At 59.0% G+C, this 15912-nt stretch carries 16 protein-coding genes; all 16 read right to left on the bottom strand.

Going from position 1 to position 15912, the window contains the following annotated elements; all coding sequences use genetic code 11:
- Positions 1 to 318 precede the first annotated feature (318 nt).
- Positions 319 to 2772 (bottom strand): TonB-dependent siderophore receptor, encoded by a 2454-nt coding sequence (locus DNK10_RS12395; protein WP_131191772.1) that lies wholly within the window; start codon positions 2770 to 2772, stop codon positions 319 to 321.
- A gap of 307 nt (positions 2773 to 3079) precedes the next feature.
- Positions 3080 to 4021, bottom strand: coding sequence for a FecR family protein (locus tag DNK10_RS12400; RefSeq protein ID WP_131191773.1), 942 nt, complete (start codon positions 4019 to 4021; stop codon positions 3080 to 3082).
- Positions 4022 to 4043: 22 nt separating this feature from the next.
- The gene (locus DNK10_RS12405) at positions 4044 to 4544 is read right to left on the bottom strand and encodes an RNA polymerase sigma factor (RefSeq protein WP_131191774.1); all 501 of its coding nucleotides are present in this window, start codon (positions 4542 to 4544) and stop codon (positions 4044 to 4046) included.
- Between the two features lie 100 nt (positions 4545 to 4644).
- On the bottom strand, positions 4645 to 5256 hold the full coding sequence (locus DNK10_RS12410; RefSeq protein ID WP_131191775.1) for a LysE family transporter: 612 nt from the start codon (positions 5254 to 5256) through the stop codon (positions 4645 to 4647).
- 126 nt (positions 5257 to 5382) lie between these two features.
- Positions 5383 to 6744, bottom strand: coding sequence for a bifunctional UDP-N-acetylglucosamine diphosphorylase/glucosamine-1-phosphate N-acetyltransferase GlmU (gene glmU / locus DNK10_RS12415; RefSeq protein WP_131191776.1), 1362 nt, complete (start codon positions 6742 to 6744; stop codon positions 5383 to 5385).
- 118 nt (positions 6745 to 6862) lie between these two features.
- Positions 6863 to 7291, bottom strand: a complete 429-nt coding sequence (locus DNK10_RS12420) for a F0F1 ATP synthase subunit epsilon (RefSeq protein WP_131179398.1) — start codon at positions 7289 to 7291, stop codon at positions 6863 to 6865.
- 42 nt (positions 7292 to 7333) lie between these two features.
- Positions 7334 to 8710, bottom strand: a complete 1377-nt coding sequence (atpD, locus tag DNK10_RS12425) for a F0F1 ATP synthase subunit beta (RefSeq protein ID WP_131179397.1) — start codon at positions 8708 to 8710, stop codon at positions 7334 to 7336.
- 27 nt (positions 8711 to 8737) lie between these two features.
- The gene (atpG, locus tag DNK10_RS12430) at positions 8738 to 9598 is read right to left on the bottom strand and encodes a F0F1 ATP synthase subunit gamma (RefSeq protein ID WP_131179396.1); all 861 of its coding nucleotides are present in this window, start codon (positions 9596 to 9598) and stop codon (positions 8738 to 8740) included.
- Positions 9599 to 9648: 50 nt separating this feature from the next.
- The gene (atpA, locus tag DNK10_RS12435) at positions 9649 to 11193 is read right to left on the bottom strand and encodes a F0F1 ATP synthase subunit alpha (RefSeq protein ID WP_131179395.1); all 1545 of its coding nucleotides are present in this window, start codon (positions 11191 to 11193) and stop codon (positions 9649 to 9651) included.
- Between the two features lie 21 nt (positions 11194 to 11214).
- Positions 11215 to 11751, bottom strand: coding sequence for a F0F1 ATP synthase subunit delta (locus tag DNK10_RS12440; RefSeq protein ID WP_131179394.1), 537 nt, complete (start codon positions 11749 to 11751; stop codon positions 11215 to 11217).
- 14 nt (positions 11752 to 11765) lie between these two features.
- Complete coding sequence (locus DNK10_RS12445; protein WP_131179393.1) at positions 11766 to 12236, bottom strand: F0F1 ATP synthase subunit B; 471 nt, start codon at positions 12234 to 12236, stop codon at positions 11766 to 11768.
- A 57-nt stretch (positions 12237 to 12293) separates the two neighbouring features.
- Positions 12294 to 12551, bottom strand: coding sequence for a F0F1 ATP synthase subunit C (gene atpE, locus DNK10_RS12450; RefSeq protein WP_003097235.1), 258 nt, complete (start codon positions 12549 to 12551; stop codon positions 12294 to 12296).
- A gap of 227 nt (positions 12552 to 12778) precedes the next feature.
- Entirely contained in the window at positions 12779 to 13648 is an 870-nt protein-coding gene (gene atpB, locus DNK10_RS12455; RefSeq protein ID WP_131179392.1) for a F0F1 ATP synthase subunit A, read from the bottom strand.
- A 31-nt stretch (positions 13649 to 13679) separates the two neighbouring features.
- A complete protein-coding gene (locus DNK10_RS12460) occupies positions 13680 to 14072 on the bottom strand; it encodes a F0F1 ATP synthase subunit I (protein ID WP_131191777.1) in 393 nt (130 codons plus the stop codon).
- A gap of 159 nt (positions 14073 to 14231) precedes the next feature.
- A complete protein-coding gene (locus DNK10_RS12465; RefSeq protein ID WP_131191778.1) occupies positions 14232 to 15104 on the bottom strand; it encodes a ParB/RepB/Spo0J family partition protein in 873 nt (290 codons plus the stop codon).
- Between the two features lie 11 nt (positions 15105 to 15115).
- Entirely contained in the window at positions 15116 to 15904 is a 789-nt protein-coding gene (locus tag DNK10_RS12470; protein ID WP_131179389.1) for a ParA family protein, read from the bottom strand.
- Between the last annotated feature and the right edge of the window lie 8 nt (positions 15905 to 15912).

The raw sequence follows: 15912 nt of genomic DNA on the forward strand, positions 1-15912 counted from the left end.
GCAGAGAACGCTTTTTATAGGAGTCAGCTCCTGCAATCAGACTCCGGGAGATCTGCTCCATCTTTAAATACAGCATCTCTGACTGACGCCAGCGTTCGTGACACACCCACTGCGTGCGCAATTGAGGAACACGAACTGCACCGGGTTAAACACCTCACCTTGATATCAGTTCCACCAAAGCGGCTAGGCCGTTGATGGATTTGTGCAAGTTTACAGGCTTAGGATAGAGGTAGATCTTCTGCATCAAATAAGAAAAACCGTGATTTTCCTGAAGCCATAAACAAGAAGCCCACTGCAAAGAGTGGGCTTCTTGTTTTTCTAGAATTGATACTTCACTGATAGTATTGCGTTTCTTGGTTCGCCGTAGACGCCGTTTTCAGTTAACGAGGCGTAGTATTTCTTGTCGAACAGGTTATTGACATTCACAGTGGCGGAAAGCTGTTTGCTGATGTCGTAGCGCGTCATCGCGTTAACCAGCACATAGCTGCCTTGCTCGGGGTAGCCATCACCCTCGTAGCCATAGGTGCTCTTCCAGTTGAACCCTGCGCCGACGGTGAATTTTTCCAGGTTGCCGGACAGGCGGTAAGTGCTGAATGCCTTCACATTGTGGCGTGGAATTCGGCTCATGGCGCGATTGCCGTCCGCATCTTCGCTGAGGCTATAGGCATAACCGCCGGCGATATTCCAGCCTTCGCTGATCTCGCCATTGAGCTCGAGTTCCACACCTTCGGTGGTGATGCCTTGCAGTGCACGATAGGCACTGATGGTTGAGTCGTATTCTGCAACGTTATCCTGCTCGACCCTGAATAGCGCCAGGCTGGCATTGAGCTGACCTTCGTAGAAGCCCGCCTTGATACCGACTTCGTAGGTACTGCCTTCCTCCGGATCGAGCGGGCTGTTGTTGATGTCGCGTGCCGTGGCGCTTTGTGGGTTGAATATCTGCGTATAGCTCCCGTAGAGCGACCAGATGTCGTCCAGCGCATAGATCAGACCCGCAAAAGGCACGACCACGCCGCTTTCCTTTTTCTCGCTGGTACTGCGTACACCCGCGCTCGTCGTGGTGTCAGCGGTGCGCTTCCAGTCGATCACCCGAGAGCCGACGATCAGGCTGGTGGCATCCGTCAGGTTGAAACGCGATGTCAGGTAGGCGCTGTATTGGGTTTCTTCCGTGTCCGTTTTGCCTAGCTTGTCGAAGACAGGACGGTTGGCACCACTACCATCCCATTCCCAGATATCGCCAAGCGTACCGTCGTAGTCGCTATTCCATGAATAGAGCCAGTCATAGTTATTGGTCTTGCCATCCGTTCTGGAAAAGGCGATGCCCGTGACCAGTTCGTGTTCGCGCCCTCCGAGTGAAAAGGGGCCGGTTACATAGGCATCCAGGCTGTTCTGCTTATCGGTTTGTTCCCATTTGACCGGTGCGATGCTGCTCCCCAGGCCCGTAGCCGGATCGATGCCGCCGTATTGATAGTAGGAAATGGCATCTTGTTCGTAGCGGGTGTGGCTGACTTCTACCTTGCCGTTCCAGCCATTGCCGAACTGGTGATCCAGTGAAACGAAGAGGTTGCTCTGTTTGGTGTCGTAATACGACCAGTCCGGGGCGTTGTTGTAGGAGCGTGGCAGGTTGATCTTGATCCCGTCGCGGTAGTTATCGCTGTAGTAGAGCGGCACGCCGCTGCGCATTGGGGATTCGTTGTCGTTTGCCTGGTGGCTGAAACCGACACTCAGCAGCGTTTCATCGCTCAGGTCGAACTCGGTGATGCCATAGACCAGCTGGGATCGACTTTCGTAGCGATCCAGCCAGCTATTCTGATCCTTGTAGTCGACGACCAATCGGCTGCGGATGTTTCCCGCCTCGTTGAGCGAACCTGAAAGGTCGGTGCCTAGCCCGTAGCGATCCCAACTACCAGCCTCCGCACTGATACTGGCCTGATTTTCGATTGTCGGACGTTTGCGGATCAGGTTGATGGAGGCTCCCGGATTGCCCATGCCACTCATCAGCCCAGTGGCGCCGCGTACGACCTCTACCCGGTCGAACATGGCCGTTCCGGATTGCAGATTGAAGATTCTGCCAGACGATCTGGGCAGGCCATCGACCAGATAATTGGAAATGATGAAGCCTCGGGAATAGGGTTGATTCAGGTCGGTTCCTATGCCTTGGTTGAATGTGGTGACGCCTACCGTGGCGTCCAGTACATCAGTGACACTGTCGAGCTTCTGATCATCCAGGCGCTGGCGGGTAATGACGCTAACGGACTGGGGTGTCTCTTTTGCGGTAAGAGCCAACTTGGTTACAGCCGTTGTAGAACCGGTGGTGGTGTAGGAGCCACTGCCCTCAGCAACCGGGCCGCGGGCGCCTAGAATAGTGGTGCCCCCCAACTCCAGCGCACTCCCCTGCTGCGGAGCCTTATCCAACACTACCCGGTCAATTGCCGTGAAATGCCCGATAAGGCCAGTGCCTGCCAACAGCAACTGCAGCGCCTCGGTTGGCGAATGCATACCTTGCACAGCAGCCGATCGCAGGCCACGGGTCAGGTTGGCATCGGCAAACAGCTGCAGACCACTGCTTTGCGACCAAGCCACCAGGGCTGCATCGAGCGGCTGCGCGGGGATGTCATAGGTCTGGTTCTGGCTGGTGATAACAGCGGGCTCCTGGGCCTGAGCCCAATTGCTGCCGAGAATGGCGCAGCCAATTGCACTGGCCAGCAGCAGAGGTTTGCAGCGGCTATGGATAACACCCGCCTGGGAGGGGGCTAAGCGATCGATGGGCATGAAGGTTTCGGCTCCGAGTCATTAGCATCGCAAATCATTCTTGTTTGCGCTGCTAACAGGACGGATGGGGTCGAAAGCGCAACGATGTGCGATTGAAAATAATTTTCAGATATCCGTGAGGGGAGCTATACCTCGTTTTCGCAAGCAAGCTCGGCCCTGGACGGTTTGCTGTTGCCTTACATGGATAACCGCGATTCGCGCGCATGGCGCGCTCCTATTTGGTGTCGAATCTATCCTGGCCGGGATGCTTTGCTCGAGTGAACAGCATTACGCTTCCGAGCGGTTTGCAGCCATGCCAACAGGAGCGTTACCGTGACGCGTCCAATGGACTGACCAGGATCAACCAGGATCCGATGCTGGTCAGTTGCAGGGATAGAACCTCGGCAAGGCTGGCCAGGGCCTTCTCCGGTTGGCGGGTATCGATGACCACGGTAACCGGCAGTTGACCAAGCCGGCCGTCAGTGAGCCGGAGGTGAGCGGGGAGGTAGTGTTGCAGCTCGTCCAACACTTCGGCCAGTGGAGTGTCCTGGAATACCAGCCGCTGCTGACGCCAGGCCATTTCACTATTCAGGTTGACGGCGACCGGCTGACTCAAGCCGTTGCGGTCGTAACCCAGCGCCTGTCCCTGTTGCAGGATCTGCCGCTGGTTTGCCAAGCTGACTTGCACGCTATGCTCGCTGACCGCCACCCGCACCCGTTGATCCCGCAGCCGAACGGCGAATGCGGTGCCCAAGGCCTGGGTGTTACCGCCAGCGGCTTGGACGATGAAAGGCCGCTGCGCATCGGCGACGACCTGGAACCAGGCCTGGCCACGGTGCAGGCGAATCCGTCGCTGCTCGCTGCTGTAATCGATGTCCAGGGCGCTGTCGGCGGCCAGCTCTACCCAGGAGCCATCCTCCAGTTGCCAGCGCTGCTGCTGCGCGACAGCGGTACGGTAGTCGGCGCGCCAGGCTGGATCGTAGAGCTGGACGACGAGCGCGGCGAGCAATAGCGAAGCGGCACAGGCCAGAGCCGGACGAAACCGGTGCCGGGGCCGCGCAGGTTGCGCAACAGGAGCGGTAAGCACCTCGACCAGTGGATCCAGGTGCTGCCAGACCTCAATCGCACGCTGCCAGGCCACACGATGGGCATCGCTCTGCTCGCGCCAGGCAATGGCTTGCTGGCGTTGTTCTTCGCTGGCATCGATGTCCTGCAACAGGACGCACCATTCCAGCGCCTGCTCCAGCAGATCGTCCTGGTCGGCGCTCATGGGTGACCTATCGGGAAAACCGTCATGCCATCACCTTCTCGAGCCGAGCCAGGGCCTTGACCATCTGCGACACCACGGTGCTTTTGGAAATGCCCAGACGTTCGGCGATCTCGCCATGGCTGAGCCCTTCTACCCGACACAGAACGAAGATTTCCCGACAGCGTGGCGGCAGATCCTCGACCACCTGCAACAGGCGTCGCAATTCATCATGGTATTGCACCGAGCGGGCGGGGTCGACGCCATAAGCCGGCACCAGCTCGATGACCCTATGATCGGCCTGCACTTCGATCCCCATGCCATGATGACGCTGGTGGTCGGTTCCGATGTTGGTGGCGATGCGGAACAGGTAGGCACGCGGGTTGCCGATGCGTTCGGCGAAATTGCGACTGGCCAGACGCAGCCAAGTTTCCTGGGCAATGTCTTCCGCCAGGCTGGTGCTGCCGAATTTACGGGCCAGATAGCCAAGCAAGGCATCGCGATGCTCGCTGTAGGCCAGCAACAACTGTTCGCGCTCCGTGGCCATGGCTCCGCACCGTTAAAAGACCGGCGCACTCTAAGCCAAGTCGAGAGAAATTCTCAACAATAACAATAAGGGGTCTTCATAGGATGATGCGAACCACGCCTCAATTCAGCGTCAGCTTGACCCCGAAGCCCACCAGGCAAAGCCCTGCAAACCTTTCCAGGCCACGGGCGATCCTCGGATTCGCGCGCATGCGCTCAGCGAGGAAGTGGGTACTCAGTACCACCACCAACCCGTAGAGAAAGGTCAGTACGGCGATGGTCATGGCGAGAAACCCGAAGGTCAGCATGCCCTGGTGCTTCTGCGGGTCGATGAACAGGGGGAAGAAGGCCATGTAAAAGATGATGGCCTTGGGGTTGAACAGGGTGATCAGGCAAGTCTGGCGAAGGTATTGGCGGGGTTTGATCTCCAGCGTAGGCGCCGCCCCGGGTTTGGCCAGCAGCATGCGCAAACCGAGCCAGACCAGGTAAGCGGCACCGAGCCACTGCACCAGGTGGAACGCTGTCGGATACGCCTTGAGCAAGGCGGCAACTCCGGCCACGGCCAGCCACATCAGCACCTGATCGCCAAGAATGATGCCCAGGGTCGAGGCCAGACCACCACGGATACCGCCCTTGCCTGTGGATAAGATCAATGCCAGGTTGCCTGGCCCGGGAATGGCCAGCAGGATGATGAAGGCCACCACGAAGGCGCCGTAATCCGTTACACCGAACATTCATTGACTCCCTGTATGGCGAGATGGTGCGTGTGTCTACCCGTCAGTAGTTATCCACAGGCTCATTCACGTCTGGTATTTCCTGGGTATCGATTCGCTCAACCCAGGCTACGGAAGGCTTGAATCTTACTGCTGCTTTTTAGGGCGCTGCCAGCCTTCGATATTGCGCTGGCGGCCACGGGCGACGGCCAAGTTCTTGGCTGGAACGTCGTTCGTAATAGTCGAGCCGGCAGCCGTGTTGGAACCAGCACCGATATCCACAGGTGCTATCAACGAGTTGTTGGATCCGATAAATACATCCTCACCGATCAAGGTCTGATGCTTGTTGGCGCCATCGTAGTTGACGGTGATGGTGCCGGCACCAATGTTGGTGCGCGCGCCAATGACAGTGTCACCAAGGTACGTCAGGTGACCCGCCTTCACGCCCTCGCCCAATATGGCGTTCTTCAGCTCGACGAAGTTACCCACATGGGCCTTGGCGCCGAGCACGCTGCCCGGACGCAGGCGGGCGAACGGGCCGCAATCGGCGCCCTCACCGACTTCGGCACCTTCCAGGTGGCTGTTGGCCTTGACGATGGCGCCCTTGCGCAGGGTACTGTCCTTGATCACGCAGTTCGGGCCGATCTGCACATCATCCTCGATGACCACACGGCCTTCTAGGATCACGTTGATGTCGATGGTGATATCGCGGCCCACGCTGACTTCCCCACGCACATCGAAACGGTAAGGGTCGATCAGGGTGACGCCTTGCGCCATCAGACGATTGGCGAAGCGTTGCTGGTAATGACCCTCAAGCTGCGAAAGCTGGATGCGGTCATTGGCCCCCAGCACTTCCATTTCGTCGGCCGCCTGCTCAGTGGCCACCACCAGACCATCGGCCACGGCCATGGCGATCACATCGGTCAGGTAGTACTCGCCCTGGGCGTTGCTGTTGGACAGACGCCCCAGCCAGTCGGCCAGATGCTTGCCCGGTACGGCGAGAATGCCGGTATTTCCCTCACGGATGCTGCGCTGGGCTTCACTGGCATCCTTGTGCTCGATGATGGCCTGCACCACGCCGGTATCATCGCGAACGATGCGACCGTAACCGGTCGGGTCGGCCAGCTCGACGGTGAGCAGACCCAGCTGGTTGTCACTCACCAGGGCCAGGAGACGCTGCAGGGTCGCGGCCTCGATCAGCGGCACATCGCCGTAAAGAATCAGCACGGTGTCGGCGCTGAGCTGCGGCAGGGCCTGGGCCACCGCGTGGCCGGTACCGAGCTGCTCGGCCTGAACGACGAAATTCAGGTCATCGGCTACCAGCCGCTCGCGTACCTTCTCGGCACCATGCCCGATCACCACCTGAATGCTTTGCGGCTGCAGGCTGCGGGCGGTGTCGACGACGTGGCCGAGCATGGATTTGCCAGCCACCGGGTGCAGCACCTTGGGCAGAGCGGAACGCATGCGGGTGCCTTGGCCGGCGGCGAGGATGACGATATCGAGGGACATGGAGAGCGGTTCCTTGGCAATCCCAGACGCACGGGTCGTCTGCGAAAATAAAACGGCAGAAAAGCAAAAGGGTAGCCAAGGCTACCCTTTTACCAAGCAACGATGAAGCCCGTTGGTATCAGCTACCGCCGAACTTCTTGCGCATTTGCTGGACGGTGCGCAGCTGGGCTGCGGCCTCGGCCAGACGAGCAGCGGCGGAACCGTAGTCGAACTCGGCTCCCTGCTCGCTCAGCGCTTTCTCGGCAGCCTTGACGGCTTCCTGAGCAGAGGCTTCGTCCAGGTCGGCAGCGCGTTGCACGGTATCGGCAAGCACCTTGACCATGCTCGGCTGCACTTCGAGGAAGCCACCGGAGATGTAGAACACCTCGGTGTCGCCACCCTGCTTGACCAGACGAATCGGGCCCGGCTTGAGGTCGGTGATCAGCGGCGCGTGGCCCGGGGCGATCCCCAGATCACCCAGGTTGCCGTGGGCGATCACCATTTCGACCAGACCGGAGAAGATCTCGCCTTCTGCACTGACGATGTCGCAATGGACTGTCATAGCCATATCTAGCCTCACGTAAGCGCCCGTTGCCGGGCGCACGGGTGATTACAGTTTCTTCGCTTTCTCGATGGCTTCTTCGATGCCGCCGACCATGTAGAACGCCTGCTCCGGCAGGTGATCGTAATCACCTTTGAGGATGCCGCTGAAACCAGCGATGGTGTCCTTCAGGGAAACGTACTTGCCTGGCGAACCGGTGAAGACTTCGGCCACGAAGAACGGCTGGGACAGGAAGCGCTGGATCTTACGAGCACGGGATACCAGCTGCTTGTCTTCTTCCGACAGTTCGTCCATGCCGAGGATCGCGATGATGTCCTTCAGCTCTTTGTAACGCTGCAGCACGTACTGAACGCCGCGAGCGGTGTCGTAGTGCTCCTGGCCGATAACGTTCGGATCCAGCTGGCGCGAAGTCGAGTCGAGTGGATCGACCGCTGGGTAGATACCCAGGGAGGCGATGTCACGGGACAGTACGACGGTAGCGTCCAAGTGGGCGAAGGTGGTCGCCGGGCTCGGGTCGGTCAGGTCGTCCGCAGGTACGTATACGGCCTGGATCGAGGTGATCGAACCGGTCTTGGTCGAAGTGATGCGCTCTTGCAGAACGCCCATTTCTTCGGCCAGGGTCGGCTGATAACCCACTGCAGACGGCATACGGCCGAGCAGTGCGGATACTTCGGTACCGGCCAGGGTGTAGCGGTAGATGTTGTCCACGAAGAACAGAACATCACGGCCTTCGTCACGGAACTTCTCGGCCATGGTCAGGCCGGTCAGTGCTACGCGCAGACGGTTGCCTGGTGGCTCGTTCATCTGACCGTAGACCAGGGCTACCTTGTCGAGAACGTTGGAGTCCTTCATCTCGTGGTAGAAGTCGTTACCCTCACGAGTACGCTCACCCACACCGGCGAACACGGAATAACCGCTGTGCTCGATGGCGATGTTACGGATCAGCTCCATCATGTTCACGGTCTTGCCCACACCGGCACCACCGAACAGACCGACTTTACCGCCCTTGGCGAACGGGCAGACCAGGTCGATGACCTTGATGCCGGTTTCCAGTAGCTCGTTGGAGCCAGCCTGTTCGGCGTAGGTCGGAGCGGGACGGTGGATGCCCCAGCGCTCTTCTTCGCCAATCGGGCCCGCTTCGTCGATCGGGTTGCCCAGTACGTCCATGATACGGCCTAGGGTTTTCACCCCGACCGGTACCTGAATGCCCGCGCCGGTGCTGTCGACGTCCAGGCCACGTTTCAGGCCTTCGGTCGAACCCATCGCAATGGTACGTACCACGCCGTCGCCCAGCTGCTGCTGAACTTCCAGAGTGGTTTCGGCGCCGACTACTTTCAGCGCTTCATAAACACTCGGCACCTTGTCACGCGGGAATTCCACGTCGATGACGGCGCCGATGATTTGAACGATACGTCCGCTACTCATCTTTGGTTCCTCTGAATATTTGAACCGTTAAACCGCGGCAGCGCCGCCGACGATTTCCGAAATTTCCTGGGTGATCGCTGCCTGACGTGCCTTGTTGTAAACCAACTGCAGGTCTTTGATGATGTCGCCAGCGTTGTCGGTGGCATTCTTCATCGCAATCATCCGCGCGGCCTGTTCGGCTGCGTTGTTCTCGACCACCGCCTGGTACACCTGCGACTCCACGTAGCGCACCATCAGCCCGTCAAGCAGTTGCTTGGCGTCGGGTTCGTACAGGTAGTCCCAGTGGTGTTTCAGCTCCTGATCCGAGTCGGCCACCAGTGGAATCAACTGCTCCACGGTAGGACGCTGGGTCATGGTATTGACGAACTTGTTGGAAACCACGGACAAACGGTCGATGCGCCCTTCCAGGTAAGCATCGAGCATCACCTTGACGCTGCCGATCAGATCATTGATCGACGGCTCTTCGCCGAGGTGGCTGATCGCAGCGACGACGTTGCCACCAAAGTTGCGGAAGAATGCCGCACCTTTGCTGCCAACCACGCAGAGATCGATCTCCACGCCGCGCTCGCGGTTTGCCGACATGTCCTTGACCAGGGCCTTGAACAGGTTGGTATTCAAGCCACCGCACAGACCACGGTCCGAACTCACCACCACATAACCGACGCGCTTTACTTCGCGCTCGATCATGAAGGGATGACGGTATTCCGGGTTGGCGTTGGCCAAATGACCAATTACCTGGCGGATACGCTCCGCGTAGGGACGGCTAGCTGCCATGCGCTGTTGTGCCTTGCGCATCTTGCTGACCGCCACCTTTTCCATGGCGCTGGTGATCTTCTGCGTGCTTTTGATGCTCGCAATCTTGCTGCGAATCTCTTTTGCGCCTGCCATTTCACACCTATCGGGTTAGCAGGCGGGCGCCGTTGGGCGCCCGCTGCGGCTTACCAGGTTTGGGTGGCTTTGAACTTCTCGATACCGGCTTTCAGCTGGCCATCGATGTCGTCATTGAAGTCACCCTTCTCGTTGATCTTCGCCATCAGAGCGGCGTGATCACGGTTGAAGAAGGCGATCAGAGCCTGCTCGAAGCTGATGATCTTGGCGACTTCGATGTCGGTCAGGAAACCACGCTCAGCGGCATACAGCGACAGCGCCATGTCCGCGATGGACATCGGAGCGTATTGCTTCTGCTTCATCAGCTCGGTAACACGCTGACCATGCTCGAGCTGCTTGCGGGTGGCTTCGTCCAGGTCAGAAGCGAACTGGGCGAATGCCGCCAGTTCACGGTACTGAGCCAGAGCGGTACGGATACCACCGGAGAGCTTCTTGATGATCTTGGTCTGCGCAGCACCACCCACACGGGATACCGAGATACCGGCGTTGACGGCCGGACGGATACCCGAGTTGAACATGGCCGATTCCAGGAAGATCTGACCGTCGGTGATCGAGATCACGTTGGTCGGAACGAACGCGGAAACGTCGCCAGCCTGGGTTTCGATGATCGGCAGAGCGGTCAGGGAACCGGTCTTGCCAGTCACGGCGCCATTGGTGAACTTCTCTACGTACTCTTCGGAAACGCGCGATGCACGCTCCAGCAGACGGCTGTGGAGATAGAACACGTCGCCCGGGTAGGCTTCACGGCCTGGCGGACGGCGCAGCAGCAGGGAGATCTGACGGTAGGCAACGGCCTGTTTGGACAGGTCGTCGTATACGATCAGTGCATCTTCACCGCGGTCACGGAAGTATTCACCCATGGTGCAGCCGGCGTAAGGTGCCAGGAACTGCAGCGCAGCGGATTCCGAAGCCGAGGCAGCCACCACGATGGTGTTGGCCAGGGCACCGGCTTCTTCCAGCTTGCGTACCACGTTGGCGATGGTCGATTGCTTCTGACCGATGGCGACGTAGACGCAGCGGATGCCGCTGTTCTTCTGGTTGATGATGGCGTCGACGGCCAGAGCGGTCTTGCCGATCTGACGGTCACCGATGATCAGCTCGCGCTGGCCACGGCCTACCGGGATCATGGCATCGACCGACTTGTAACCGGTCTGCACCGGCTGGTCGACCGACTTACGCCAGATCACGCCCGGTGCCACTTTCTCGACAGCGTCGGTAGCGGCGGCGTTGATCGGGCCTTTGCCATCGATCGGGTTGCCCAGTGCGTCGACCACGCGGCCCAGCAGTTCCGGACCAACCGGGACTTCCAGGATGCGGCCAGTGCACTTGGCGCTCATGCCTTCGGCGAGGGTGGTATAGGCACCCAGCACAACGGCACCGACGGAGTCTTGCTCCAGGTTCAGTGCCATACCGTAGACGCTGCCCGGAAACTCGATCATTTCGCCGTACATGACGTCGGCGAGACCGTGAATGCGCACGATACCGTCAGACACGCTGACGATGGTGCCTTCGTTGCGGGCTTGGGAAGAGACGTCGAGTTTATCGATACGTCCCTTGATGATTTCACTTATTTCGGAAGGATTGAGTTGCTGCATAGCTCTGCTGCCCCTTCAAACTCAAGATTTCAATGCTTCGGCCAGCTTCGCGATTTTGCCGCGAACTGAGCCATCGATAACCAGGTCGCCGGCGCGGATCACGACACCACCGATCAAGGTGGTGTCCTCCGCAGCGTGCAGGCGCACTTCCCGGCCGAGCCGTGCACTGAGAACCTTGGCGAGTTTGTCTTGCTGTTCATCGCTCAATGCGAAGGCACTGGTGACATCCACGTCGATCGATTTTTCCTGTTCGGCCTTGTACAGCTCGAACAGCGAGTAGATTTCCGGCAACAGGGCCAGACGATCGTTCTCTGCGACAACGTGGATGAAATTGCGTACCTGGGCGTCGAACTTGTCACCACACACCTCAACGAAGGTGGTGGCCTTGTCTGTACTCGTCAAACGCGGGGCCTTGAACACGCGCTGCAGCGTGGCGTCCTGAGACACCACTGCTGCCAGGCCGAGCATGGCTGACCAAGAGGCCAGCTGCTGGTGGGCCTGGGCGTATTCGAAAGCCGCCTTGGCGTAAGGTCGGGCCAACGTGGTCAGTTCTGCCATGATCGCGCCCTCGCTTAAATTTCGGCGGCCAGTTTGGAAACCAGCTCCGCATGCGCGTTTTGGTCGATGGATGCGCCCAGGATCTTCTCGGCACCGCCGACGGCCAGAGCACCCACTTGGGCACGCAGGGCGTCTTTGACGCTGTTGATTTCCTGTTCGATCTCGGCCTGAGCCTGAGCCTTCACGCGATCAGCCTCGACACGAGCCTGTTCACGGGCTTCGTCGACGATCTGAGTGCCGCGCTTCTTGGCTTGCTCGATGATCTCAGCAGCCTGGGTTTTGGCTTCGCGCAGTTGCTGACCCGCTTTCTCTTGGGCCAACTCCAGGTCACGAGCCGCACGACTGGCTGCATCCAGACCTTCTGCAATCTTCTTCTGACGTTCCTGCAAAGCCGCAATGACCGGAGGCCACACGAACTTCATGCAGAACAGCACGAAGATGAAGAAGGCAACGGATTGGCCAATCAGGGTTGCATTAATGTTCACGCCAACACCTCGCTCGTTCGTTGTCCATCACACCAATCAACTCGAAAATCCGAGTGATCAGCCTGCGATTTGACCAACGAAGGGGTTCGCGAAGGTGAAGAACAGTGCGATACCAACACCGATCATGGTCACGGCGTCGAGCAGGCCGGCGACGATGAACATTTTCACTTGCAGCATCGGAACCATTTCCGGCTGACGCGCAGCGCCTTCCAGGAATTTGCCGCCCAGCAGGCCGAAGCCGATGGCGGTACCCAGAGCGCCCAGGCCAATCAGCAGAGCAACAGCGATCGCGGTCAGACCAACTACAGTTTCCATCTTTCCTCCCGACTTTTTACGTCGTATTGGTTTAAGGTTTTTCTAAGGGTAAAGCGGTAAAGCAAAACCGTTACTTCCAGTGCCCTTGCGGGCGTCCAGCCGAGGCCGGATCCACCAACAACGCTCTCTCATCCGTTCTGCGGGGAATCAGGTACTAAAAAGCCCCCTCATCCGCCCTTCGGGCACCTTCTCCCGAGGGAGAAGGGCATCGGATGCGCTACGCGCTGTTAATGGCTGTCTTCGTGCGCCATCGACAGGTAAACGATGGTCAGCATCATGAAGATGAATGCCTGCAGCGTGATGATGATCAGGTGGAAGACTGCCCAGGCCCACTGCAGTACGCCTGCCAGTGCTGCCAACAGAATGCCGCCGCCGAACATGACCGCGATGAGGATGAAGATCAGCTCGCCGGCATACAGGTTGCCGAACAGACGCAGGGCGAGGGAAATCGGCTTGGCGATCAGGGTCACGAACTCCAGCAGGAGGTTGACCGGGATCAGCAGGATCTTGACGAAGATGTTCTTGGCGCTGAACGGGTGCAGGGTCAGTTCGCCGAGGAAGCCGCCGATGCCCTTGACCTTGATGCTGTAGAAAATGATCAGCGCGAACACCGACAGGGCCATGCCCAAGGTGGCGTTCGGGTCAGTGGTCGGTACGGCGCGGAAGAACAGATGCTCGTCGCCAGCGATCTTGGCGGCGGCGACCGGGATCCAGTCCACCGGCACCAGATCCATCAGGTTCATCAGGAAGATCCAGACGAAGATGGTCAGGGCCAGCGGTGCGATCAGCGCGTTACGACCGTGGAAGGTGTCCTTGACGCTGCCGTCGACGAACTCGACCAGCACTTCGACGAAGTTCTGCAGACCGCCAGGCTGGCCCGAGGTAGCCCGCGTTGCGGCAGCCTTGAACAGCAGAATGAAGATCAGGCCCAGCACCACGGAGATACCCAGGGTGTCGAGGTGGAAAGCCCAGAAGCCCATTTCTTTGGCTTCTTCAGCGGAGTGGGCGAACCCCCAGCCATTCACCGGATGCTGACCATAGGTCAGGTTCTGCAAGTGATGCTGGATATAACCCGAAGCGGTTTCTGCAGCTGCCATAAATCCCTCAAACGCTCTAAGGCTTTAAAAGTTATCTCTTCATCAGCAAGGGTGCGAACCAGTTGACCAATTGGGTCAGCAGGAATACGCCGAACAACACCAGCGCATCCAAAGGCTTCACACCTGCAAACACCAGCGCAAAAAGCACCGCTGTCAAAACCAGTTTCCCTGCTTCGCCGGCATAGAACGACCGGACGATGGCCTGGGCTGCCCGCGCTCCGGAAAACCGGAATGCCTTGTGGGCGAAGTACAGATTCGGCAGCCAGGCGATCAGGCCGCCACAAAGGCCGGAGTAACCGGCAACAGCACCTCGCCATTGCCAAAGAGCAGCAGCGAGTAAAAGCACCACGATCAACTGAACCACAAGCACCGGGAAAACCGGAATGCGATGGAAGGGCAGGCGTTTTGGCGTGCGGATATCCATCGAATTACCTAGGAGATGGCCCTCATGGTATCGGCGCCAGAATAATCAATGCCTTGGCATAGTTTGTGCGGCCGAAATGCGCGCAGAGTATAGGGGTGGTTCCCACCCCGTTCAACCGCTCGAAAGTCTTTTCGGACTAGTGCTGCGGGAGCAATTGTTTCAGCGGATGTGGGCTAGAACGCCCTGAAGTTCATCGAGGGAATTGTAACGGATGACCAGTTGGCCTTTGCCCTTCTGCCCATGCTTGATCTGCACCGGAGAGCCCAGCCGCTCAGCCAGGCGCTGTTCGAGCCGGCTGATGTCAGGATCGGTCTTGGCGGGGGAGGCAGGTTTGTCCTGGGTATTCAACCATTGCCTCACAAGCGCCTCGGTCTGACGGACGGTCAGGCCTCGTGCGACAACGTGTCGCGCTCCTTCTGTCTGCTGTTCGGCAGGCAGGCCAAGCAGTGCACGGGCATGGCCCATTTCCAGATCACCATGGGAGAGAAGGGTTTTCACTTCTTCGGGCAGGGCGATCAGGCGCAGCAGGTTGGTGATGGTGACCCGCGACTTGCCGACGGCTTCGGCCACCTGTTGCTGGGTGAGCTGAAACTCCTGCTGCAGGCGCTGCAGGGCCATGGCTTCTTCAATCGGATTGAGGTCTTCGCGCTGGATGTTCTCGATCAGCGCCATGGCGATGGCGGCCTCGTCCGGCAGCTCACGCACCAGAGCCGGAATGCGATCCAGGCCTGCTTGCTGGGTGGCTCGCCAGCGGCGTTCACCGGCAACGATCTCGAATCGACCTTCGCCCACCGGACGCACAACGATAGGCTGCATCACACCATGGGATTTGATCGACTGGGCCAGCTCTTCGAGAGCGGTGACGTCCATGTCGCGGCGTGGCTGGTATTTGCCGCGCTGGATCAGATCCAGAGGCAGGTGCTGCAACTCACTGGTATCGGCCTTGACCGCTTCTTCCTCCAGAGTGTCGACGCTGGAGCCCCCCAAAAGGGCGTCCAGGCCTCGTCCCAGCCCTCGTTTCTTGGCGGCCATGCACAGATTCCTTATACGGTTGCGGTGTGGGCGTTCGCACGCTGACGGCGAACCAGTTCGCCAGCCAACGCCAGATAGGCGATCGCACCACGGGATTGCTTGTCGTAGACCAGCGCCGGCATGCCGAAACTCGGCGCTTCGGCCAGACGCACGTTACGCGGGATCACGGTTTGATAGAGCGTGTCGGGAAAATGTTCCTTGAGCTGCGCCGATACGTCGTTGGTCAGGCTGATGCGCGGGTCGTACATGGTACGCAGCAGGCCTTCGATCTTCAGCGACGGATTGAGCAGCTTGCCGATACGCTGGATGCTGTTGACCAGATCGCTCAGCCCCTCGAGTGCGTAGTACTCGCACTGCATCGGAATGATCACCCCATCGGCGGCGACCAGGGCGTTGACGGTCAGCATGGACAATGCCGGCGGGCAGTCGATGAGGATGTAATCGTAATTCTCGCGAATCGGCGCCAGTGCGTAACGCAGGCGGCTCTCCTTCATCTTCATTTCCAGCAGACCGACTTCCGCGGCTGTCAGGTCACGGTTGGCCGGCAGCAGCTGGTAGCCGCCGTGCTCGGAGAACTGCATGGCCTCGACCAGGTTGCACTCACCGACCAGCACGTCGTAGATGGAATGCTCCAGCGCCTGCTTGTCCACACCGCTGCCGGTGGTGGCATTGCCCTGTGGATCGAGGTCGATGAGCAGCACACGGCGTTTGGTCGCAACCAGGGAGGCCGCCAGGTTGATGCAGGTCGTGGTCTTGCCCACGCCGCCTTTCTGGTTGGCGATTGCGAATACTTTAGCCATGTTGCCGT

The organism is Phytopseudomonas daroniae (assembly GCF_004327275.1).
In the GTDB taxonomy this organism is placed as follows: Bacteria; Pseudomonadota; Gammaproteobacteria; order Pseudomonadales; family Pseudomonadaceae; genus Aquipseudomonas; species Aquipseudomonas daroniae.